Annotated in this window: 35 protein-coding genes; all 35 read left to right on the top strand. The window is 61.3% G+C overall.

The window, feature by feature from the left end:
• The first annotated feature begins 193 nt into the window (after positions 1 to 193).
• The 35 genes from H8S45_RS04605 (at position 194) to H8S45_RS04435 (ending at position 20,378) form a co-directional block, all read left to right on the top strand.
• A complete protein-coding gene (locus H8S45_RS04605; RefSeq protein WP_186949701.1) occupies positions 194 to 643 on the top strand; it encodes a hypothetical protein in 450 nt (149 codons plus the stop codon).
• Complete coding sequence (locus tag H8S45_RS04600; RefSeq protein WP_186949699.1) at positions 640 to 1,401, top strand: hypothetical protein; 762 nt, start codon at positions 640 to 642, stop codon at positions 1,399 to 1,401. The genes H8S45_RS04605 and H8S45_RS04600 overlap by 4 nt, the downstream gene beginning before the upstream one ends.
• Positions 1,395 to 2,714, top strand: coding sequence for a replicative DNA helicase (locus tag H8S45_RS04595; protein WP_186949697.1), 1,320 nt, complete (start codon positions 1,395 to 1,397; stop codon positions 2,712 to 2,714). The genes H8S45_RS04600 and H8S45_RS04595 overlap by 7 nt, the downstream gene beginning before the upstream one ends.
• On the top strand, positions 2,701 to 2,886 hold the full coding sequence (locus H8S45_RS04590; RefSeq protein WP_054327771.1) for a hypothetical protein: 186 nt from the start codon (positions 2,701 to 2,703) through the stop codon (positions 2,884 to 2,886). Before H8S45_RS04595 ends, H8S45_RS04590 begins: the two co-directional genes overlap by 14 nt.
• The gene (locus tag H8S45_RS04585) at positions 2,879 to 3,148 is read left to right on the top strand and encodes a hypothetical protein (protein ID WP_186949695.1); all 270 of its coding nucleotides are present in this window, start codon (positions 2,879 to 2,881) and stop codon (positions 3,146 to 3,148) included. Before H8S45_RS04590 ends, H8S45_RS04585 begins: the two co-directional genes overlap by 8 nt.
• Positions 3,142 to 3,360 carry a hypothetical protein gene (locus H8S45_RS04580; RefSeq protein WP_186949693.1) on the top strand — a complete coding sequence of 73 codons (219 nt, stop codon included), beginning with the start codon at positions 3,142 to 3,144 and terminating at the stop codon, positions 3,358 to 3,360. The genes H8S45_RS04585 and H8S45_RS04580 overlap by 7 nt, the downstream gene beginning before the upstream one ends.
• Positions 3,357 to 4,160: a ParA family protein gene (locus tag H8S45_RS04575; RefSeq protein WP_186949691.1), complete on the top strand. Its 804-nt coding sequence runs from the start codon at positions 3,357 to 3,359 to the stop codon at positions 4,158 to 4,160. The genes H8S45_RS04580 and H8S45_RS04575 overlap by 4 nt, the downstream gene beginning before the upstream one ends.
• Positions 4,144 to 5,703, top strand: coding sequence for a ParB N-terminal domain-containing protein (locus H8S45_RS04570; protein WP_186949689.1), 1,560 nt, complete (start codon positions 4,144 to 4,146; stop codon positions 5,701 to 5,703). The genes H8S45_RS04575 and H8S45_RS04570 overlap by 17 nt, the downstream gene beginning before the upstream one ends.
• Position 5,704: 1 nt before the next feature.
• Positions 5,705 to 6,016, top strand: a complete 312-nt coding sequence (locus H8S45_RS04565; RefSeq protein WP_186949687.1) for a hypothetical protein — start codon at positions 5,705 to 5,707, stop codon at positions 6,014 to 6,016.
• Positions 6,009 to 6,599: a DNA methyltransferase family protein gene (locus H8S45_RS04560; RefSeq protein ID WP_186949685.1), complete on the top strand. Its 591-nt coding sequence runs from the start codon at positions 6,009 to 6,011 to the stop codon at positions 6,597 to 6,599. The genes H8S45_RS04565 and H8S45_RS04560 overlap by 8 nt, the downstream gene beginning before the upstream one ends.
• Positions 6,583 to 6,936, top strand: coding sequence for a hypothetical protein (locus tag H8S45_RS04555; RefSeq protein ID WP_186949683.1), 354 nt, complete (start codon positions 6,583 to 6,585; stop codon positions 6,934 to 6,936). Before H8S45_RS04560 ends, H8S45_RS04555 begins: the two co-directional genes overlap by 17 nt.
• Positions 6,933 to 7,298 carry a hypothetical protein gene (locus tag H8S45_RS04550; protein WP_186949681.1) on the top strand — a complete coding sequence of 122 codons (366 nt, stop codon included), beginning with the start codon at positions 6,933 to 6,935 and terminating at the stop codon, positions 7,296 to 7,298. The genes H8S45_RS04555 and H8S45_RS04550 overlap by 4 nt, the downstream gene beginning before the upstream one ends.
• Before the next feature lies 1 nt (position 7,299).
• Positions 7,300 to 7,776 (top strand): hypothetical protein, encoded by a 477-nt coding sequence (locus tag H8S45_RS04545; RefSeq protein WP_186949679.1) that lies wholly within the window; start codon positions 7,300 to 7,302, stop codon positions 7,774 to 7,776.
• Positions 7,769 to 7,909 (top strand): hypothetical protein, encoded by a 141-nt coding sequence (locus tag H8S45_RS04540; RefSeq protein WP_186949677.1) that lies wholly within the window; start codon positions 7,769 to 7,771, stop codon positions 7,907 to 7,909. The genes H8S45_RS04545 and H8S45_RS04540 overlap by 8 nt, the downstream gene beginning before the upstream one ends.
• Positions 7,906 to 8,133 (top strand): hypothetical protein, encoded by a 228-nt coding sequence (locus H8S45_RS04535; protein ID WP_186949675.1) that lies wholly within the window; start codon positions 7,906 to 7,908, stop codon positions 8,131 to 8,133. Before H8S45_RS04540 ends, H8S45_RS04535 begins: the two co-directional genes overlap by 4 nt.
• Complete coding sequence (locus H8S45_RS04530) at positions 8,126 to 8,464, top strand: hypothetical protein (RefSeq protein ID WP_186949673.1); 339 nt, start codon at positions 8,126 to 8,128, stop codon at positions 8,462 to 8,464. The genes H8S45_RS04535 and H8S45_RS04530 overlap by 8 nt, the downstream gene beginning before the upstream one ends.
• A 6-nt stretch (positions 8,465 to 8,470) precedes the next feature.
• Positions 8,471 to 8,689: a hypothetical protein gene (locus H8S45_RS04525; RefSeq protein WP_186949671.1), complete on the top strand. Its 219-nt coding sequence runs from the start codon at positions 8,471 to 8,473 to the stop codon at positions 8,687 to 8,689.
• 126 nt (positions 8,690 to 8,815) lie between these two features.
• The gene (locus H8S45_RS04520) at positions 8,816 to 9,652 is read left to right on the top strand and encodes a rolling circle replication-associated protein (protein ID WP_186949669.1); all 837 of its coding nucleotides are present in this window, start codon (positions 8,816 to 8,818) and stop codon (positions 9,650 to 9,652) included.
• Positions 9,653 to 9,661: 9 nt separating this feature from the next.
• Positions 9,662 to 9,814: a hypothetical protein gene (locus H8S45_RS04515; RefSeq protein WP_186949667.1), complete on the top strand. Its 153-nt coding sequence runs from the start codon at positions 9,662 to 9,664 to the stop codon at positions 9,812 to 9,814.
• A 70-nt stretch (positions 9,815 to 9,884) separates the two neighbouring features.
• A complete protein-coding gene (locus H8S45_RS04510; protein ID WP_186949665.1) occupies positions 9,885 to 10,088 on the top strand; it encodes a hypothetical protein in 204 nt (67 codons plus the stop codon).
• Positions 10,078 to 10,452, top strand: coding sequence for an HNH endonuclease signature motif containing protein (locus H8S45_RS04505; RefSeq protein ID WP_186949663.1), 375 nt, complete (start codon positions 10,078 to 10,080; stop codon positions 10,450 to 10,452). The genes H8S45_RS04510 and H8S45_RS04505 overlap by 11 nt, the downstream gene beginning before the upstream one ends.
• Positions 10,453 to 10,665: 213 nt before the next feature.
• On the top strand, positions 10,666 to 11,922 hold the full coding sequence (locus tag H8S45_RS04500) for a site-specific DNA-methyltransferase (RefSeq protein WP_243182390.1): 1,257 nt from the start codon (positions 10,666 to 10,668) through the stop codon (positions 11,920 to 11,922).
• On the top strand, positions 11,897 to 12,391 hold the full coding sequence (locus tag H8S45_RS04495; protein WP_186949659.1) for a phage terminase small subunit P27 family: 495 nt from the start codon (positions 11,897 to 11,899) through the stop codon (positions 12,389 to 12,391). Before H8S45_RS04500 ends, H8S45_RS04495 begins: the two co-directional genes overlap by 26 nt.
• A complete protein-coding gene (locus tag H8S45_RS04490) occupies positions 12,388 to 12,555 on the top strand; it encodes a hypothetical protein (protein WP_153802393.1) in 168 nt (55 codons plus the stop codon). The genes H8S45_RS04495 and H8S45_RS04490 overlap by 4 nt, the downstream gene beginning before the upstream one ends.
• Positions 12,556 to 12,664: 109 nt before the next feature.
• On the top strand, positions 12,665 to 12,889 hold the full coding sequence (locus H8S45_RS04485; protein WP_186949657.1) for a hypothetical protein: 225 nt from the start codon (positions 12,665 to 12,667) through the stop codon (positions 12,887 to 12,889).
• Between the two features lie 122 nt (positions 12,890 to 13,011).
• Positions 13,012 to 14,679, top strand: a complete 1,668-nt coding sequence (locus H8S45_RS04480; protein WP_186949655.1) for a terminase large subunit — start codon at positions 13,012 to 13,014, stop codon at positions 14,677 to 14,679.
• On the top strand, positions 14,673 to 14,861 hold the full coding sequence (locus H8S45_RS04475; protein WP_054327791.1) for a hypothetical protein: 189 nt from the start codon (positions 14,673 to 14,675) through the stop codon (positions 14,859 to 14,861). The genes H8S45_RS04480 and H8S45_RS04475 overlap by 7 nt, the downstream gene beginning before the upstream one ends.
• Complete coding sequence (locus H8S45_RS04470) at positions 14,858 to 16,078, top strand: phage portal protein (protein WP_186949653.1); 1,221 nt, start codon at positions 14,858 to 14,860, stop codon at positions 16,076 to 16,078. Before H8S45_RS04475 ends, H8S45_RS04470 begins: the two co-directional genes overlap by 4 nt.
• Positions 16,078 to 16,818: a Clp protease ClpP gene (locus H8S45_RS04465; protein ID WP_186949651.1), complete on the top strand. Its 741-nt coding sequence runs from the start codon at positions 16,078 to 16,080 to the stop codon at positions 16,816 to 16,818. Before H8S45_RS04470 ends, H8S45_RS04465 begins: the two co-directional genes overlap by 1 nt.
• A gap of 30 nt (positions 16,819 to 16,848) precedes the next feature.
• Positions 16,849 to 18,111 carry a phage major capsid protein gene (locus H8S45_RS04460; protein WP_186949649.1) on the top strand — a complete coding sequence of 421 codons (1,263 nt, stop codon included), beginning with the start codon at positions 16,849 to 16,851 and terminating at the stop codon, positions 18,109 to 18,111.
• A 15-nt stretch (positions 18,112 to 18,126) separates the two neighbouring features.
• Positions 18,127 to 18,540, top strand: coding sequence for a hypothetical protein (locus H8S45_RS04455; protein WP_186949647.1), 414 nt, complete (start codon positions 18,127 to 18,129; stop codon positions 18,538 to 18,540).
• The gene (locus tag H8S45_RS04450; protein ID WP_186949645.1) at positions 18,537 to 18,872 is read left to right on the top strand and encodes a head-tail connector protein; all 336 of its coding nucleotides are present in this window, start codon (positions 18,537 to 18,539) and stop codon (positions 18,870 to 18,872) included. Before H8S45_RS04455 ends, H8S45_RS04450 begins: the two co-directional genes overlap by 4 nt.
• Complete coding sequence (locus H8S45_RS04445) at positions 18,853 to 19,452, top strand: head-tail adaptor protein (RefSeq protein ID WP_186949643.1); 600 nt, start codon at positions 18,853 to 18,855, stop codon at positions 19,450 to 19,452. Before H8S45_RS04450 ends, H8S45_RS04445 begins: the two co-directional genes overlap by 20 nt.
• Positions 19,452 to 19,919, top strand: coding sequence for a hypothetical protein (locus tag H8S45_RS04440; protein ID WP_186949641.1), 468 nt, complete (start codon positions 19,452 to 19,454; stop codon positions 19,917 to 19,919). Before H8S45_RS04445 ends, H8S45_RS04440 begins: the two co-directional genes overlap by 1 nt.
• Positions 19,920 to 20,378 carry a phage tail terminator family protein gene (locus tag H8S45_RS04435; protein ID WP_186949639.1) on the top strand — a complete coding sequence of 153 codons (459 nt, stop codon included), beginning with the start codon at positions 19,920 to 19,922 and terminating at the stop codon, positions 20,376 to 20,378.
• The last annotated feature ends 3 nt before the right edge of the window (positions 20,379 to 20,381 follow it).

Here is a 20,381-nt window from a genome sequence, read left to right as displayed (position 1 = left end):
CAAAGAAATAAAAGCTACTTACAGGATAAAACAAAAACCCTGCGCTGTCAAGAGGCGGCGCAGGGGAAACGGAGGAATAAACGATGGTTACAAATTGGCTGTTGATGATGCTGGGGATAGGGTGCCTGTATCTGGCGCTCGGGATTTGTATGGACCGGCTGCTCGGCCGTGTGCTGGAGAGGAGGGGGCGGCGGTGAAAGTCACCGAGGCCCTGCTGGCCGAACGACTGACAGCGCGGCGTGCTGTGCAAGCGGCGGCTCCCGCCTCTGTCCCGCACGGACGGGAGGGAAAAAGGGAGCGCTGGACGGCCGAGCAGACCGCGCGGCTGATTGAGCTATGGACAGAGGGGACCCGCGATTATGTGCAGCTTGCCGATGCAGTCGGTGCAACGGTCGAGCGTACCCGCCGCAAAATCGACAACCTGGTCGCGGCGGGCCGTCTGCCGCCGCGCGCGGGGGATAAGGACCGGAGCAGTCCGGCCCTGTCTCCGCATGCCTCCGAGGCCACAGCGGATAAAGCGGAGCCGCCTGCGTTGCCGGACGCAAATGCAGCGCTGGCCGAGCTGGAGGCTCTGCTTACGCGCGCCGCTGCGATCGTGCAGGCGCTGCGCGTGCTGACAGGGGGAGGGGGCAGTAAAGGATGACTTATCATTTCGACGGCCAGATCGCTGCCATGTATGGCGTGGATGAGGCGGTCTTTATCGCCATGCTTCAATTTTGGATCGCAAAAAACGAAGCCAACGACCGCCATTTCCATGACGGCCGGTACTGGACATATAACAGCATCCGTGCAATGGAAAGGCTGTTTCCCTGGTGGAGCAAGCGGCAGATCGAGCGCATCGTCAAAAAACTGAAAGACGCCGGGGTCGTGCTGACGGCAAATTACAACCGAGACAGCCATGACCGGACGCTGTTTTATTCGCTCGATGAGAGTAAATTGCCCATTTCCCCGTTTTGTCGCGAGCTGTCCCCAAACGGTGACAGCACCCCGTCCCCAAACGGTGACGACTTGGCACCAAACGGTGAAATGTATAAGGAACAGTTAAATACACAGTTAAAAGAAGAAGAGGAAAAGCCGGACGGGAATATCAAACCGCTGGAACTGATGGAGCGGTATAACACGATCTGCACCGGTATGCCGCAGGCGGTCAAGCTGACGGAGAAACGGGCGAAAGCGGTGCGCCGTCTTTACGCAACCGGCTATACGTCCGAGCAGCTGATCGATGTATTTTACCGCGCGCAGGCAAGCAGCTTTTGCACGGGCAGCAACGACCGGGGCTGGCGGGCAGATTTCGACTGGCTCATGAGCGAAAATAACCTGGTCAAGGTGCTGGAGGGCAAGTACGGCGGCAGCGCCGCGCCTGCACCGCACCGTCAGAACGGAGGATACGAGCAATGGTAGAAAAGGCAACGCTGGACGCGGAATACAGCGTGATCGGCTGCCTGCTGGTGGACCCGTCGATCGTGGGCGAGCTGATCAGCCTGACACGGGCGGAGGATTTCAGCATCCCCGAGCTGCGCACGGTGTATCAGGCGGCGGTGCGGCTGTTTACGGCGGGACGGCCGGTGGACGCGGTAACCATTCGCGGCGTCTGCGGCGCGGAGTATAACAACCTGCTGCTGCAGTGCATGGATATCACGCCGACGGCGTTCGGCTGGAAAACGTATATAGCCGCTATGCAGGAGCAGACGCGGGTGCGGCGGCTGCGGGCGCTCGCAGAGCAGCTTGCAGAGGTGCGGACAAGCACGCAGGCGCGCGAGCTGATCGGGCAGGCGGGCGAAATACTCAGCGAGAAAAACCGGACGCGGGTCGTGACGATGGACCAGGCGCTGCTGCAGTTTTTCACCGAGCAGGGGGAAAAACGGAAATTTATCAGCTACGGGCTGGACAAGCTGGACCGGCGGCTGTACTCGGATCACGGGGATTTTGTGGTGCTGGCGGGGCGGCCCTCGGCGGGCAAAACCGCGCTGGCGCTGCAGATGGCGGCGCACATGGGGCAGCAGGAGCGGGTCGGCTTTTACAGTCTGGAGACCAGCCCCGCAAAGCTGACCAACCGCCTGGTGGCGAACCGCTGCATCATCGATTTTGCGCGCATCAACCGGCGCGAAATGACCGACGAGGAATGGCAGCGGGCGGCGACGTGGAAAAAGGAGGTCACCGCGACCGATCTGGAGCTGGTCCATGCGCCGGGCTGGGGCGTGCAGGATATCCTGACCACCGCGCTGGCGCGGCGGCAGCGGATCGTGTTCATCGATTACCTGCAGGAGCTGCGCGGGCGCGGGCGCGACCGGTTCGAGCAGGTGACCAATATTTCGCTCGACCTGCACACGATGGCGCAGGAGCACGGCATCCTGGTTGTGGCGCTCAGCCAGTTTTCCCGCGCCGCGGCCAGCCGCGCGGATGCCGCGCCCACGCTGACCGACCTGCGCGAATCCGGCCAGATCGAGCAGGACGCGGACGCAGTGCTGGCGCTGTATCTCGATCCGGACGAGGACGCGCCTGCGGACGACCGCAAGCTGCGTGTGCTGAAAAACAAAGAGGGGCGGCTGGGCGAGTTTTCGCTGTCGTTTGACGGCCAGCACCAGCTTTTTGCCGAGTATATGGACGGGCAGCTCGCCGCCGCGCGCCATGTGGCGCGCGTGGAGAAAAGCCACCGCGGGCAGCAGTCGGAAATCAAAACCGTGCCGGAGGAGGCCAAAAATGAACCTGCGTGAAGTAATCAAAATCCTGCGCTTTGAGCGCCGCCGCGTGCTGGCAATGAGCAGGGTATGCGAGCCGGAATTTGCAGGGGACTACCTGCGCACCGCCCGCGCGCTCGGCATCGCGGTCGAGGTGCTGGAGCGCGTGAGCGGTAAGCACCGAAGAAAGGATGATCGGAATGGGTAAGAAAGTTCGGATTTGTCTTGAAAGACAGAGACTTGGCATGGATGAAAATGGAAAACCATGTCCCGCAGGCATCTGCCTGACGCTGGGCGATGAGGACGGTGAGGAAATGACCGGCGCGGAATACGAAACATTCTTGCAGCAGGTCAAAATCGAAGAAGTGTTGCGGCTGGCCTGCCTTGATAAGCTGTACACCCCGGCAGACTGCCGCCTGATCACACCGGACGAGTACGACCGGAAATATGGGGAGGACGAACCATGCTGAAAGCAGAAGTAAACGGAACACATGTTACCGTGGAGATGCACGGTTCTGGCCTGACCCCGTATGCGGATGTCATGCGCCTACTGCTATCTGTGTATGACGGTTTGGAAAACACGATGATTGGTGCAGGAGATGCGCTGCTGGCTTATATTTCTGACTCCATAGCAAACGGTGAGTTCTTAAAATGCGCAAGGGAAGGGACTGAGAAAACATGAAAACCATCTCGATTGTCAACCTCAAAGGAGGTGTCGGCAAGACGGTGACCGCGGTCAACCTTGCGGCGATCCTGGCGACCGAATACGGCGCGCGGGTGCTGCTGATCGACGCGGACCATCAGGGCAACGCGTCGAAATTTTACCGGATACCGGCCGAGCCAGGCAGCCTCGCGGACCTGTTTGAGGGCATGGCGGCCTGTTACACAGACCTGATCCAGCACACGATTTACCGCGGGCTGGACGTGATACCGGCCGATATGTCGCTGGCGGCGCTCGACCTCGACGGCAGCCTGCCGGACGACGTGCATGGCCGCCCACCGCGCGAGCGTGCGCTGCGTGCGCTCACCGATCTGCGCGACGCGGTGATCGAGGACGACGCATATGATTATATCATTATAGACTGCCCGCCCGCGTTCTCGCTCGCGTCCATCTCAGCGATCGCGGCGAGCACGGATATTGTGATCCCGCTCAAGCCGGGCGGCTTTGAGATCGACGGCATGGCCGAGCTGACGCGGCAGGTGGAAAGCGTGCGGCGCGTCAGCCCGTCGGTGCGGATCGCGGGCGTGCTGCTGACCATGTGGTACAACGATCCGGACATAATCGGGGTGGAGGACTGGCTGCGGAAAAACAGCGGACAGCGTGTGTTTAACAGCCATATCCGGCTGTCGCGGCCGGTAGATAAGTCGGTTTTGGGAGGCGAGCCGATCTGCCAATGGTCGCCCACCTCGGGCGCGGCACGGGATTACCGCGCATGGGTGCGGGAGTACCTGGGAGGTGTGGACGATGGCGAAACGGCTTGACGTAGGCGCGCTGCTGGGCGCGGCGGTGTCCGATTCGAACACCATGCAGGTGCATGACATCCCGCTGGCCGCGATTGATGAGAATGAGGATAACCGCTACGACCAGTGGAACATTGACGAGCTGGCCGAGAGCATCCAGGTGGTCGGCCTGCAGCAGCCGCTGGTCGTGCAGGCAAATGGCGAGCGGTATCTGCTGATTGCAGGGCATCGCCGCCGGAATGCGCTGGCCCTGCTGGACCGCAAAACCGCGCCCTGTATCGTGCTGGCCGCAGACCTCGACCCATCGCGGCGCACGCTAATCCTGCACTGGACCAATACAATGGCGCGCGGCGGCGCGGGCCTGACCGGCAGCGAGGTCGCAGGCGCGGCAAGGGAGATCGAGGCGGCGCTGGTTGATCTCAAACAGCGCGGGGTGGTGGAACTGCCCGGCAAACTGCGGGAATATGTCGCGGGCGTGCTGCAGGTGAGTGAGGCCGCGCTTGCGCGGGCAAAGGCGATTGATAACCACCTGATCGCTGCCTGGAAAGCTGACTACAAAAAGGCGCACATCAACGAGGCTGTGGCGTATGAGCTGCAGGGCTGCGACGAGCGACTGCAGGAACAACTGCGCGGGGTATATCAGGACAGATTGTGGTGCCTCGACGCAAAAAAGGTCAGGGCGCACAAAAAGGCAGACGCAGCGGGCTTCGCCCCGCTGACCTGTCCGGCCGAGAGATCCCCTGAACCATGTGTGAGCACGGATAAACGCGCGGCGGCGGTAAAGCGCGGCGAATGCCCTGGCTGCTGTCACGACTGCGAGCGGTCTGAGAGCTGCGAGTGGGTATGCGGCAAAGTAAGCAAGGCGAACCGCGCGCATGCCGAGGCCGAGGCGCGGCAGGAGGAGCACGAGCGTGAGATCGACGCGTTTGAGGCGTCGCCGCTGGCTGCGGTGCGGCAGCATATGCGTGCAATGCTGGCGCAGTACGGCGTCACGGCGCCGAACGAGCTGGACGAGCCGCTCTGCTATCGCGTCGGTTGGGTTTTTACAGATGATCCATTTGCGTATCGAGCGCTGGACCTGGCTGATACGTTTGCCCTTGCTGAGCAGATCGGCATTGATCTGCAGGAGCTGCTGTTCGGCAATCCGGCGGGTGCGCCGTTGCGGGAGTTGGCGCAGGGGATAGAGCAGGCGGTGGCCGAGCCGCCGCAGGTCAATGTAAACAGCCATGTGTGCGTGACGGGGCTGAGCAAATACGGCGTATGCGGAGCAGCGCAGTGCTGCGATGAGTCTTACGCGTGCTGCATCGCCTGTCCAAAGGATTGTAACGGCCGTTGTGGTTGGCTACCGAAAGCTACGCCGCAGCCCGCGCCGGTCTGGCACCCGTATCCGGCCGAGCAGCCGGACGAGGAGCAGGTGGTGCTTGTGCGCAAAAGCAACGGCTATTATTCAGCGCTCGTATACAGGGAGGGCGCGTGGTATCTCCCCGAAATACCGGATAGCCAGATGGATGTGCAGGTAGAGTGGTGGTCTGCCGCACTGCCGCCGAAAACAGGGAGGGAATGAAATGACGCGGGAAGAAGCGGTTAAATTTGCGGAACACGCAGTAAACATGACCGATATACCAGAGGTCAAAGAGTTTTACAGGATGGCCGCTGTCGCCCTCACCCCGCCCACGCAGGAGCAGGTAAATAAGGCGTGGAGAGGGGAGTGGGAAGATATGAGAGAGGCTTACAACGATGTGCCAAAGCGGAGATGTTCGCGTTGTAAAAGAGTGTTTATTGGGCCTGATACACCGTTCTGCGAGGCTTGCGGTGCTCCCATGACGGACGAGGCCGTGGAGATGGTGATGGAGAGATGGGAGGAGCTGAATGGATAATCTGACAGCAAGCCGGATCGCTGGCGGGAACACAGCATATAAGCGAGTTGCGAGTGACTTTTACCCAACACCGCCAGAGGCTACCGTAGCCCTGATGGATTTCCTGGATCTCCCGAAAGGTACAAAAATCTGGGAGCCAGCCTGTGGTCAGGGCCACATGGTCAAGGTAATGGAGCAAATGGGATACTCTGTAATCGGGACGGACATCCAGTTTGGAGATGATTTCCTGACCACCCCCCTGATGGACTGCGAATGGATTATCACCAACCCGCCGTTTTCCCAGTCAGAGCAGTTTATCGCTCGCTGCATTGAGCATGGCCTACCATTTGCGCTGTTGCTTAAATCACAATACTGGCATGCGGCGAAACGCCATCCGCTGTTTAATCTGCAACAGCCTGAGGCGATACTGCCGCTGACATGGAGGCCGGATTTCATGTTCAAGACCAGAGGGAATGGTTCGCCTCTGATGGATGTAATGTGGGTACAATGGCACCCAGACTATCACTCTACGACCCACTACATCCCGCTTCACAGACCAACTAAAGAAAGAATGGAAGTGCTGAAAGATGGCAAGGGCGATTGATGCATATACACTAAACAATGATCTCGTGTCTTGGTACAATGACACCGAAGATGAAAAGGAAAAATCTATCCTACGGCGGATGATGCAGAGAGTGGTTCAAGCGCCCACAATCACCCCGCCGAACGAGGCGCTGACGCTGGAGCAGCTGCGGGAGATGGATGGGGAGCCGGCATACGTTGTATCGGCAATAGGAGAGCGTTCCGAATGGTACATTGTTGACCTCGAAGAAAACGAGCTTAAAAATCCGTGGGATAGGATCGCGCTTGATAACTGGGACGAAAGATACCCGTACACGGCCTACCGCCGCCCGCCGGATGGAAAGGAGACCATCAAATGAAATGTAACGATTGCGGAAATTTGGGATGGGGCGATGACGAGGGGGAACTCGTCTATGGTTGGTGTAGAGTACGTCAGTATTGCCCAGACCTTGGAATTGAAAGAGATTGTTCGAGTTTCCTCAAAAAGCGGCCAGATGCCCTCTCCACGCTCCAGATCGAAAACGAGAGGCTGCGGGCTGAGCTGGAGCAGGTAAAGCGGGAGAAGGATGCGGCGGCAAGCGATCTGGAAAGCGTTATGGCCTATCGCGGTGATAATGGTGATAATTTAGACACTTGTCAATTCTGCAAAAACGGCCAGTGCTATGTAAGGGGCGGGACAAAACAGTGCCTCCCGCAATGGCGCGGCCAGAAGGAGGAATGACATGAAGCGATACACGGAAAAGCACTACGATGAGAACGGCTATTATCTCATCTGTAGTGGGAATTGCGAAACGCTTAATTGTGGTGACTGTGGCATCTTGGACAAAATCGTTGACCGCCTCGCCGCCTACGAGGACACGGGGTTGGAGCCGGAGGACATCAAACGGGCATTTAATGAAGCTGCTGTTTTAAAACTGGCCGGACAAGCCCTTGGTATAACACCTGACCGCCTCCGCGAACTGGCACAGGCAGACAGACTTCTTGGAAAAAAAGTGTATGAGCCAAACAAGCGGGGGATTGTTTCCACATACGAGGTTATTTCAGTCCACATTTCTTATTGCTCTGTCTTGGTAGGGTGGAATTTGATTGATGGAATTTATTCCAATCTGAATGGATTTGAAATTTCCGCACTGGGAAAATCCGTCTTTCTCACCCGCGCAGAGGCCGAGACCGCACTACGGAGGGAGCAGGATGGCTGATATTATGATGTTTGTAGCTTCCGTTGAGTGGATAGTCTTGGGTATTCTTACCTTTTGGAAGCTTAGGGGATGGAACAAAAAAATGGATGAACTGTACGAGGATATGAAGAAACAGTGGGAGGAGCAGGAATGAAGGAGTACATCACAAAGGCGAAAGTCATTGAAGCGATTGAGAAAGCTGTTGCTCCAGAAATTACTACAATAGGAGACTATGAAACTATTGGGGTATTCACAAGGGAATCCATTGAACAGATTGTATCCAACCTCCCCGCTGCCGACGTTGCGGAGGTGAGGCGCGGGACAAAACAATGCCTCCCGCAATGGCGCGGCCCAAAGGAGGGAAAGGAGGATGCCTGATGACCAGAACGAGAAAAAAGTGAAACTGGAAAAATGCTCTAAACCCGAATTGATTTGGGTGATACGGAGAATGTGCCAGTATGCGCTCTCAGAGCGGGAGCTGCGGCTTGCACTGAACGACCTCAAATATAAACGCGAAAGTGACCGGACCGAAAAGGCAAACGCACTGCTGACCGAGCAGCGCGTCGCGACCGAACAGTATATTGATCTGCTACGACGCTATGAGGGGAAAGCAATTAAAGATATCCCACCCAAAACGCTGGAGCGGGCTGATGCAGCGCTTTCCAGAGCGCGTGCTGCTGATCGGGCGTGGCGTAAACTGATGGGGTGAAAAGCGATGAATAAAGACTTGGGCTGCTGTACGCATTACAACCGGCAGGGCTATTATACCGGCTATGTGATGCTTCCTGTTTTCCGCGTCCGCATCTGCCGGAACTGCGGCGAGGTGCATGCCGAGTGGAGCAGGGCGGCAAACCTCCTGTTTATGGGACTGTTCCGCTGGTTTTGGAGTGGCAAAGTGCATATTTTGGGACGTTGGTCAGACGATGAATTGTAAAAAAGATCATTAAAAGATTGACAAACCCGAAATTTGCGGATATTCTGAAAAATCATAAAAACGAGGGGTGGGAGGCTGCGGCCTCCCTGAACCCGTTTTAGTGTCCGATTTGAACACGGAGGGCAAATGAAACGACGCAAAACAACGCGCGCGGGTCGGCTGGTGTGGGACATCGCCTACACAGTGCCGCGGCCGAACGCCAGCAAAGAGGAGCGCAAGCGTATCCGCGAGGTGACGGCGGAGCAGATCGCGCGCACCAACTGCAATAACGCCCAGCGCAAATTGGAAATGCTGATGGCTGCCAATTTCGAGCCGGAGGACCTGATGATCACCGCGACATACCGTGACGCGGATCTGCCAGAGAGCGCAGAGGTCACGCGGCGACGGCTCGGCAAGGTGTTTGCGCAGCTCCGCGCCTACCGGAAAGCGCGCGGCCTGCCGGACCTGAAATATATCTATGTGCTGGAGGGGCGGCACGGGGACCACCGGCCGCACGCACATATTATCCTGAATGCGGTCGGCGGCGACCTCGAACTGTTTAAGTCGCTCTGGATATGGGGAGACGACGTCCAACTGAGTTACATCCGCGAACGCGGGTACGATGGCTGGGCGGGCTACCTCACCAAGGAGCGGCGGGAGGCCAGCCTCAATGGCAAAAAGCAGTTCGTCGGCTCGCGGGGCCTCGAGCAGCCGGTCACCACTTATGAATGGGTGGACGACGGCGCAAGCGTGGATGCGCCGCCTGGCGCGCAGGTGCTGGACGAGGGCGGCGGCCGGAATGAGACGGCGAGCTGCCGCTACATTAAATACCTGCTCCCAAGGCGGGAGCCGAAACTATATAAACAACGCGCACGCACGCGCGTTGTTGCTGGCTTGGAATGCCCATTAACATCTCACACAGGCATGGAGAAAAAGCCGCGACCACCTCGACAAACCCGAAAAACAGCGTATAATAGGAGATAAGGAGTTGCCATGATCAAAAACGGATGGTACTGCTGCCCCAAATGCGGCCGCAAGTTGTTTCCAATCAGCGACAAGACGCTGATCCGCAATCTGGAATACCAGTGCAAGCACTGCAAGGAAAAATTCAACATCGAAATCGAGCCACGAGCCTTGGAGCCATGAGCCTAACACGACACGGAATGATCCGGTCGACGTTAGGCTCTTTTTCTTTTGCCCGAAAGGAGGGCATGCCGTGAAAACCATAGCCGAAATGATACCGGAATACGAGGCCAACCTGGACGCGCTGCGGGCGCGGCGGCTGGAGCTGCTGGAACAGCGCAGGGTGGAGCCGCGCTTTGAACTGCGCTACCGGCTCACCGGCCGCATCGTGGCGATCAACCAGATCATCGCCAGCACCACGGCGGCGCTGGCGGCCATGATGGACTATGGCAAGTAAGCCCCTGCGCCCCTGCCTGCACCCAAGCTGTACAGCGCTGGTGCGCAGCGGCTACTGCGAGCGGCACCGGCCGCCGCGCGTGGAGAGGCGCAGCGAGGACAGCCGCCGCTGGCGGCGCTGGTACAGCCTGCCGGTCTGGACTGACGACCTGCGGCCGGAGCAGCTTGCCCGCGAGCCGTTCTGCCGAGAGTGCGCTGCTCACGGCCTGCGGGTGTACGCCACCGACGTGGACCATGTCGTGCCGCACGATGGCGACTGGTCGAAGTTTATCGACCCAGAGAACCTGCAAAGCCTTTGTCACTCGTGCCACGGCCGCAAAACCGCCGCCGAAAGCAGGGCAAAGGCGCGCGGCAAACGCCGGTGACCGGCCGGACGCTCGGACAGGCGCGGCGCGGGCCTGACGCGCCCGAACCCTGGCGGGAAATCCGTGGATTTCCCGTACATCCCCCCACCCTGGAAAAGTTTCGGGGCGGGGTGCGTAAGACCGCAGGCCCCCCTCCGCGTGGGATTTTCTCCCCACGGCGGGAAAACGATGGTCAACTGTGTCCCCATAGCGGGAGGGAACGAGGTGAATCGAATGGAAACGACAACAAAACTGGAGCTGCTCGACCCTGCGGCGCTGATCCCGTCCGCGGCAAACCCGCGGGTGCATAGCCAGCGGCAGATCCGCGAGCTGCGCGCCAGCCTGCGCGAGTACGGCGTGGTGTCGCCGGTGCTGGTGGATCAGGAGCGGAACATCATCGCGGGGCATGCGGTGGTGGAGGCGGCGCTCGCGGAGTGCGTGCCTGCCGTGCCGTGCGTGTATGTGGAGCATCTGACGCCCACCCAGCGTAAGGCCTACATGATCGCATCAAACCGCCTTGCTGAGAAATCCCATTGGGACGACGGCCTGCTGGACGCCTGCCTGCAGGAGCTGTTCGACGCGGGCTTCGACCTGCGGTTGACGGGCTTCGGGGAGTACCGGCTGTCCGACGCGCTGGCGCGGGACGCCGCGCCCGACCTGCCCGACGGGGGTCAAGAAATTGACCAGTGCAGGAGGGGCGACCTGTGGGAGCTGGGGAGCCACCGCCTGCTGTGCGGCGACGCGACCAGACCGGAGGACATGCGGCGGCTGATGCGGGACGAGCGGGCGTGGCTGCTGCTGACCGACCCGCCATATAACGTGGACTACCACGGCGGCACGGCCGAGCATCTGACGATCGCAAACGACAACCTGCCCGCGGACCGGTTCCAGGCGTTCCTCACCGACGCGCTGACGGCGGCACGCGGGGCGCTGATGCCCGGCGCGGCGTTTTACATCTGGTACGGCGCGTCCAGCACGATGCAGTTCCTTGCGGCCTGCCAGACGGCAAAGCTGCCCGTCCACGCTTACCTTGTATGGGTCAAAAACCAGTTTGTGCTGGGGCGGCAGGACTACAACTGGCAGCACGAGCCGTGCCTTGCGGGCGGGCTTGCGCCTGCGGATTACGACGGGTGCCTGTACGGCTGGGACGCGCGGGCGGGTCACCGCTGGTTCGGCGGGGACGGGCAGGGTACGGTGTATTTCTGCGACAAGCCGCAGGAGAGCGCGGAGCATCCGACGATGAAGCCGGTGGAGCTGTTCGCGCGGCAGATACGGAACAGTACGAAAAAGGGCGAGCTTGTGCTGGACCCGTTCTGCGGCTCGGGTACGGCGGTGCTTGTCGCCGAGACCTATGGCCGCAGGTGCAGGGCGATGGAGCTGTCCCCGCATAACTGCGATGTGATCATCCGGCGGTGGGAGGAAATGACCGGCCGCAAGGCCGTGCTGCTGGAGGGAGGTGCGGCCGATGGCGGGACCGAGACAGCCGACTGACCTGCTCGTCCTGAACGGCCGCAAGCACCTGACCAAAGCGGAGGCCGAGGCGCGGCGCGCGGCCGAGGTGAAAGCGCCGCCGCCCAAAAGTAAGCGGGTGAAGCCACCGGCCTACCTGCCGGAGAGCCTGCACAAAAAGTTCCGCACGCTGGCAAAGCAGCTCATCGAGATCGGCATTTTAGCGGAGATCGATTACGACTGCCTGGCGCGCTACCTGCTGGCCGAGCAGGCGTACCTGGCGGTCACCGAGCAGGTCAACCGCGCGATCGCGAATCAGGCGATCGCGCTGCTGGAGGACCTGTCCAAAACGCAGACGCGGTATTTCAACCAGTGCGACCGCGCGGCGGCCGCGCTGGGCCTGACGATCTCCAGCCGGTGCCGTCTGGTGGTGCCGAAGCCGCCCGAGGACGAGGCGGCGGGCGACCCGATAACATCTGTTCTGGGTAGGGAAAGGCGGCGCAGGGCATGAAAAACGGAATCATGTGCAGCCTGCTTTGCCCAATGATCAACAAGTACGGCTTTTGCGAGAGCGCGCTGCGCCGCGTCGAGCGGGTGCAGGAGTGCCCGCATGATAAACTGCGGGCGGTGTCCAAATTGAACACGGGAGGGGAAAATCATGGTACTCGAAATTGATTATGAGCCGAAGGCGCGTCCTCTCAGGATTGGTGTCTACACGGATAGTCTGCCCGACACAAAAAGAAACTTTAACGAGTTGTGCCGGCGGTCTGGTGCGGAGATCGCTATGGAAACACTGAATTGGATACTGTTAAGAGATGAGACGAAATTCATCTTTCTTACGAGGAGAACCCCGTCCTACTATCTTAAGGGCCGGCTTTTTGACCAGTGGATGATCGACAGCAATTATCTGTCAGGCGCGGTGCCGTACTGCATATGGGACGAGATGGTCTGGTCGTTGCGATTCTCCAGTGTACCGGAGGATTATCGAATCCGTTACACCAAGATGTAATTCTTAATCTTTCCGGCGCTGTGACGGGCGGCGAGAGCTGCTTGGAATGTGCTATGGCGGCAGGCGGTGTTCCGACCACCGCCCGTCCGTCACAGCGCCGGAGCGGAGAGGAGGTGCGCCGGATGTTTGACGCCGAGGCGGCGTCGTTTGTATGTGATTTTATCGAGTGTTTGACCTGCTCGAACGGCGCGCCGTTCCGGCTCATGGATTGGCAGCGCGACGCTGTCACCGAGTTCTACGGCCAGCTGATCGAGGCCGAGGGCGGCGGGGCGGACCCCGCCGGACTGTACATCCGGCGGTACCAGTACCTCTATCTGGAGATCGCCAAGAAAAACGGCAAGTCCGAGCTTGCCGCCGCGCTGGGCGTGTACCACCTGTACGCGGACGGGGAAATCAACGGCGAGGTGTATGTCGTCGCGGCGGACCGCGATAACGCGGGCATCGTGTACGCGGCCGCGAAATGGATGGTGGAGCATTCGCCCGCGCTGAAAAAGCGCAGCCGTATTGTGGACAGCACCAAGACCATCTACGACACGGTGAGCGGCTCCCAGCTCAAGGTTTTGTCCTCGGAGGCATACAGCAAGCACGGCTACAAGCCGTCCTGCGTCATTTTCGACGAGCTGCACGCGCAGCCGAACCGCGACCTGTGGGACGTTATGACGTTCGGCGCAGGCGACGCGCGCGAAATGCCTGTGTGGATCGTGCTGACGACGGCGGGCGACGATCCGGACCGGAAGAGCATCGGCTGGGAGGTCCACGAAAAGGCGCTGTCCATCCTGCGGTGCCGCGAGGGGCGCGCCCGCGAGGGCGATATGGACGACCCGCGCTGGCTGCCGATCGTGTACGGCCTTGGCCTGATTGAGGACGAGGACGAGCTGAAGAATATCAACATCTACGACGAGGAATTGTGGCGGCGCTGCAACCCCTCGATCGGCAGGACGGTGAAGCTCAGTACCATCCGCGCGGAGGCGCAGGAGGCCAAGCGCAGCGAGGCGGCGGAGCGGCTGTTCCGCTGGCTGCGGCTCAACCAGTGGATTGCCACGCATACGGTGGGCTGGATACCGGTCACGATCTACGACAAGACGCAATGGAACCCCGAGGGGTGCGCGCACTGGCGCGACGCGGTGAAGCTGCTGCACGGTAAGCGCTGCTTCGGCGGCGGGGACCTTTCCAAGAGCACGGACCTTACCGCGTTTACGCTGCTGTTCCCGCCCCAGGAGGGGCTGGACAAGTGGGTGGCGCTGTTCACAGGCTGGATACCGCTGGACGACATCGAGGCGCGCGAGCGCGCGGACCACGCGCCCTACCGCGACTGGATACGGGCGGGCTTTCTCCGCGGCTGCGAGGGCGACGTGATCGATTATGAGGACGTGATCGACACCATCATGCAGGCCGCCAAAGACTACGACCTGCGGATTGTTGGCTTTGACCCGTGGCTTTCCACCACGATCACCCAGCGGCTCATGTCGCTGATCGCGGGGGCGGGCAGGCCGACGCAGATCGTGGAGATTCCGCAGAGCATGAAAAGCATCAGCCCACCCATGAAAGAAATGGAACACCTCATCCGCACGCACGAGATGCTGCACGTCCACAACACGGCCGCGCGGCAGTGCTTTGCAAACGTGCGGTGCGATACGGACAGTAATGAGAATATACACCCCAATAAGAAGCGCTCGCGCGGGCGCATCGACATTACCGTGAGCTGGATCATCGCGTTTGCGGCGAGCAGGCTGGCCGCGGGTCCCAGCATCAACGAAAAAGTACAAGCGGAGGATTGGAGCCTATGCTGAAAAAGATAAAAACCACGCTCTGGCTGTATCTGGACGACCTGCTGCTGATCGCGGGCGGGGCCTGCCTGTCCCGCGCGGCCGCGCTGGTCCATCCGGCGCTGGGCTGGGGCGCGGCGGGCGCGTTCCTGGTCTGGTACGGCCTGCTGGTCGCCCGTGCGGACGCGGGGAGGTGGCGTAAATGATCGCAAGCAAAGCGGCCGCGCAGTCGGTCAGCTATGAGGCGGTGGACTACGACGAGTTCCTGCAGCGCATCGCGCGCGTGTTCTCACTGGATAACGACGCGGACGAGATCGCGGTGTCAAACGCGGAGCGGCTCTCGCCGGTGGCGGCGGCGCACCGTATCCTGACCAACTCCATGAGCCTGCTGCCAATCGCGCTGCGGCGCAGGGCGGGCGGCGAGCGGCAGGAGCTGACCACGCGCCCCGACCTCGATTATGTGCTGCACAGCCGCATGAACGACGCGATGAGCCCCGCGATGGGCAAAAAAATCATGATGAGCCAGGCGTTTTGGCACGGCCTGGGCGCGGCGTACATCGAGCGGGACGCGGTCGGACGCGTGAAAGAGCTGATCCCGCTGCAGACGGCGGGCTACCAGTACCTGAAAGACCGTGAGACCGGCCAGAGCTGGTATGCGTTCACAGTGGACGATATGGTGCGCAAGTTCCAGCCTGGGGACCTGCTGCTGTGCTTCTTCGAGAGCTACGACGGGAAATGGGGACGCGGCGTGCTCGACCTCGCCCGCGAGACTGTGGCCACCGACCGCGCGGCGCAGAAATACCTGCGCAAGTTCTACGCGGGCGGCGGGCGGCTGAGCGGCATTATCGAGATCGACACGGACGCGGACCGGAACACGCGCGCCAAGGTGCGCGACGCTTTCAACGAGTACGCTTCGAGCATGGACAACGCCTACAAGGTCGCGGTGTTGGACAAGGGGATGAAGTTCACCTCGCTCGGCGTCACGCAGTCTGAAATGCAGTTTATCGAAAGCCGCAGCTTCTCGGTGGAGGAGATCGCACGGTTTACCGGCATCCCCGAGTTTATGCTGCAGAGCGGCAAGCAGAGCTACAACAGTAACGAGCAGCAGCAGCTCGTGTTCGTAACCAACGCGCTCGTACCCCATGTGACCATGTGGGAACAGGAATGGGCGTACAAGCTGTACACGGACGCGGAGCTGCGGGACGGCTGCTACATGCGCTTCAACGTGTCCGCGCTCATGCGCGGGGACGACGCGACGCGCAGCAAATTTTATCAGACGATGGTGTACAGCGGCATCCTGAACCCTGACGAGTGCCGTGCGATGGAGGAGCGCAACGCGATCCCCGGCGGCGCGGGGCAGCGGTTCTTTATCACGAAAAACCTGGACACCATCGACCATATTGTACAGGGGGAGGTGAAATAGTGAGGACACAGATGAACGGCTATGTCGTGTCGGACGACGACGCGGAGCTGTACCGGTATTTCGGCTTCAGCGTGGTGTCGCCGCGCGACGTGCGGCAGGCCATCGCGGACAATCCCGAGGGCGAGCCGCTGACGCTGGAGGTCAACTCGGGCGGCGGCAGCATGTTCGCGGGGTATGAGATTTACACCATCCTCAAGGCGGCAAACATCCCGACCGAGGTGGAAATCCAGTCGCTGGCCGGTTCGGCCATGTCGGTGGCCGCGATCGGCGCGGACGTGGTGCGCGCCTCGCCGGTGGCGCAGTTTATGATCCACCTGCCGAGCCTGCGCACCGAGGGAGACAGCGTGGAGCACAGGCGCAGCCTGCAGGCGCTAAGCTCGTTTAAGGCGAGCGTACTCAACGCCTACGAGCTAAAATGCGCGGGCAAAAAGACGCGCGGCGAGCTGGACGCCATGCTGCGCGCCGAGACGTGGATGCCCGTGCAGGACGCGATGGCGGCGGGCTTTGTAGACAGCGTGCTGTACGACGAGGACGGCGTGATCGCCAGCCAGGCGGTGATGTGCGCGCAGAGCGGCATCCGCGCGCTGGCGACCGCGGGCGGCCTGCCCGATGCGGCCGAGCTGAGGGCGCGCAAGGCCGAGATGGACAAGGGCGGCAGCCCGCCCACGCAGGAGCCGGAGGGCGATAAAAATGCGCTCGCGCTGGCAAAGGCACGGCTCGAGCTGCTTAAAAATATGTGACGGGGCGGCAGCCCCAGAGAGGAGAACAATATGGATTACAGCAGGAAAATTGCCGAGCTCAAGGCAAATAAGGGCGCGCTTGTGACGCAGGCGAACGCCGCGGCGGATGCAGGCGAGCTGGACAAGCTGACCCAGCTCAATGTGCAGATTGCCGATATCAACAACCAGATCAAGGCCGTGGAGGAGCTGCGCGCGGCTTCGGGCGGGCAGGCCGAGCCGGAGGGCAGCGGCAAGCCCGCGCCGGAGGACAGGGGCAAGGACCGCCCGTTCGCTTCGCTGGGAGAGCAGCTGCGCGCGGTGATGCTGGCGGCCAAGGGTACGCCGGACAACCGTCTCGGGGCGGTAAACGCGGCGCAGGGGATCAATACCGGCAGCGGCACGGACGGCGCGTTCGCCATCCAGGAGGATTTCGCGGGCGTAATCCTGGAGACCGCCGCGACCTCGGGCGATATCCTGTCCCGCGTGGACAGCTACACGTCCGGCGCGGCGTCCAACGCGGTGCGCTTTATGACCTGCGACGAGACCGACGTTTCCGAGAGCGTGTACGGCGGCGTGCAGGCGTACTGGGCGAGCGAGGCCGCGACCGTCGCCGCCAGCCGGCCGAAGTTCTACGAGACCAAGATCGACCTGGACAAGCTGATGGCGTTTATCTACATCACCGAGGAGGCGATGGAGGACATGCCGTTTATGTCCGGCCTGCTCAATAACGCGATGGCGACCGCCGCCAACCGTCTGCTGGAGGGCGCGTGCATCGACGGCGACGGCGTGGGCAAGCCGCTGGGCATCCTGCACGCACCCAGCCTGGTCACGGTGGAAAAGGAGAGCGGCCAGACCGAAATGCTGACGTTTAAGAACATCGCGCGCATGTACGGCCGCATCCTGCCGCGCTGCAAGACGGGCGCGGTTTGGGTGATGCATCCGGACATGGCCGAGGAGCTGCCGTTCCTGACGCTGCCGGTAGGCACGGGCGGCGTGCCGGTGTACCTGCCGCCCACGGGCGCGACCGGCGCGCCCTACGCGACGCTGTACGGCAAGCCGATCATCGAAACCGACCATATGGCCGAGGTCGGCAAGGCGGGCGATATCGGCCTGTTCGATCTGAAACAGTACATGCTGCTGCGCAAGGGGACGGTAAAGCAGGATATGTCCATCCACGTTGAGTTCCTGACCGCGCAGAACTGCTTCCGGCTGCAGCTGCGCGCGGGCGGCGCGCCCAAGGGCAAAAACGCGGTAAAGCTCAAAAATTCCAAGGTGCTGCGCTCGCCGTTCGTGGTGCTGGGCGCGCGCTCGTAAGGGAGGTATTACGCTATGCTGAACAACCAGAGAATAACGGAAGCCATGCTGTCCGCGCCCGCGTCGCTCGCGGGCGACGGCAGCGTAACGTCCGCCTGGGCGGACATGAACAACCGCTATGATTACACGTTTCTCGTGGCGGTGGGCGCGATGGCGGCCAGCAAGGGCGTGAAGCTCGAGCTGCTCGGCTCGAACGATTCGGGCGGCAGCGGCGCGGAGACCATCAGGGAGCTGTCCCACACGGCGGACAGCGGCGGCGAGACCGGCCGCCTGTTCGCGGTGCGCGGCAGGGTGACGCCGGACTGGCGCTATCTGGCGGTGAAGCTCACCAATCTGGACGACACCACTGCGACGGTGGCGGCGGTCATGCTGGTGTCCGACACGCGCTATGTGCCGGACGACGGCGGAGTGACCGTCCTGCAGGTATGACCGCCGCGGGACGGGCGGCTGAGGCGGACGAGCGCCTCGCCGCCTGCAAGAAATACATGAAGGTGGACTATGACGAGGACGACGAGCTGATCGCCGGTCTGATGCAGGCGAACGACGCCTATCTGAGCGGCGCGGGCGTGCGGCGGGAGATAAATCCCGCCCAGCACGACCTGATCGTGCAGGCCATGACCTTGCAGATGTACGACGCGCGCGGCGCGGACACGCCCCAGCAGGCGCTGGAAACCGTGCCGCCCGTGGTGCGGCAGATGCTTAACCAGCTTAAATTACGATGTAATTATGGAGGTGCGGACGATGGCGGTACAAGCGGGTGAGATGCGGGAGCGCGTGACCATCCTGACGCTGGCAGAAAGGCCGGACGGCACAGGCTGGGAATGGCAGGCGGGAAAGACCACCTGGGCCAAGGTCGAAAAGACCGGTAAGCGCAGCCTGTTCTCCACCGTGGGCGCGAGCCGCGAGGAGTGGTGCGCCACGATGCGCACCCAGCCCCTGACGCTGCATCAGGCGCTGCGCTGGCGCGGGCATTTCCTTTTCCTTGCTGATTTGACCTTTCCGGACCGCCTGCATATGGAGGCGGCCGCCGTGATGGTTGAGCCGGTTATCTGCTCGGTGCGGCGGACAAAAATCGAGAAGAACGCACTGAACAATCCGACGCTGGCGGTTGACCGCATATTGTCGTTCCCTGCCTGCGTGACCGAGAAATACGAGGGCTTTACCCAGGGAGAAACGCACGACGCCACTACGCTGACCTATGTTGCGATCTGCCCCAAGGCGGTTACGCTGCGGGCGGGCGAGATTGTGACCATCGGCGGCTACAAGTTCCGTGTGCAAACCCAACACGAGCTGTCCGAGTACAAAAACGAGTACGAGATCACACGGGAGGCGGATACCTGATGGCAGACGGAGCGCAGGGACTGCGGCGCTTTGCCAAGCGGTGCGATGCTGAGCTGCAGCGCAAACGCGCCGATCAGCGCGCCATCCATGAACGGCTGGGCGCGCGGATGCAGACCGGTGTGCGCGGCCGGATCGCGGGCATGCTGGGCAACGCACACGGCGGACGGGATAAGGTCGCAGGGTGGCAAAAACTGTACATCGGATCGGGCGGCGGCTATGCGGCGGTCCGTCCGGTCAGCCCGCCAAGCGGAAAGGGCAGTCCAGGCGCGATCACAAATGCGATCGTGAGCGGACACAATATCCGGCGGCCCAGCGGGCGCGCGGCGCGGTACACGCCGGAAATCCATAAGCTGCGCGTGAGCGGCAGGGATTTTTATTCGGCTTACCGCAGCGAGCTTCCCAAAATGCTGCAGCGCGAGGTGGAGCGCTGGGGCGACGAAATGGCCGCCAGACTGGGAGGGAAATAAATGCTGAAAGTGAAAGAGCTCATGGACGGGGTAAACGCGGTGGTGGTGCGGCTGTATCCAGACCGCACCGTTTACACCGATGTACTCCCCGAGAAATTCGAGCGGCCGAGCTTTTTCCTGCGGCCGGAGGGGAGGAAGATCACCTCGCGCACGTCGTGCATAGTCGCGGTGGAGCAGATGATCACCATACAATGCATCGACAAGGTGGGCGACCGCTACGAAACGGAAACCGCCCGCCTGTATGATGTGACAGACACGCTGTCTGACGCCTTTCTGCAGCGCGGCGCGCTCATCTGCGGCGACCGCTGGCTGACCGCCGACCGTATCGATATTTCACGTTCGCTCGACGTGGCGGACGTAACCATCACCGTAACCTATGAGGACAACCGTCCGGCCGCGCCGGTGACGCAGCCGGTGGTCGAGAGCGTGGGCGCGGAAACAACACCAAAGGAGGAGTAACGA

The organism is Agathobaculum faecis (assembly GCF_014287995.1).
Taxonomy (GTDB): Bacteria; Bacillota; Clostridia; order Oscillospirales; family Butyricicoccaceae; genus Agathobaculum; species Agathobaculum ammoniilyticum.
Note: the sequence above shows the minus strand (reverse complement) of the source record. Positions and strands in the feature narration are given on the sequence as shown.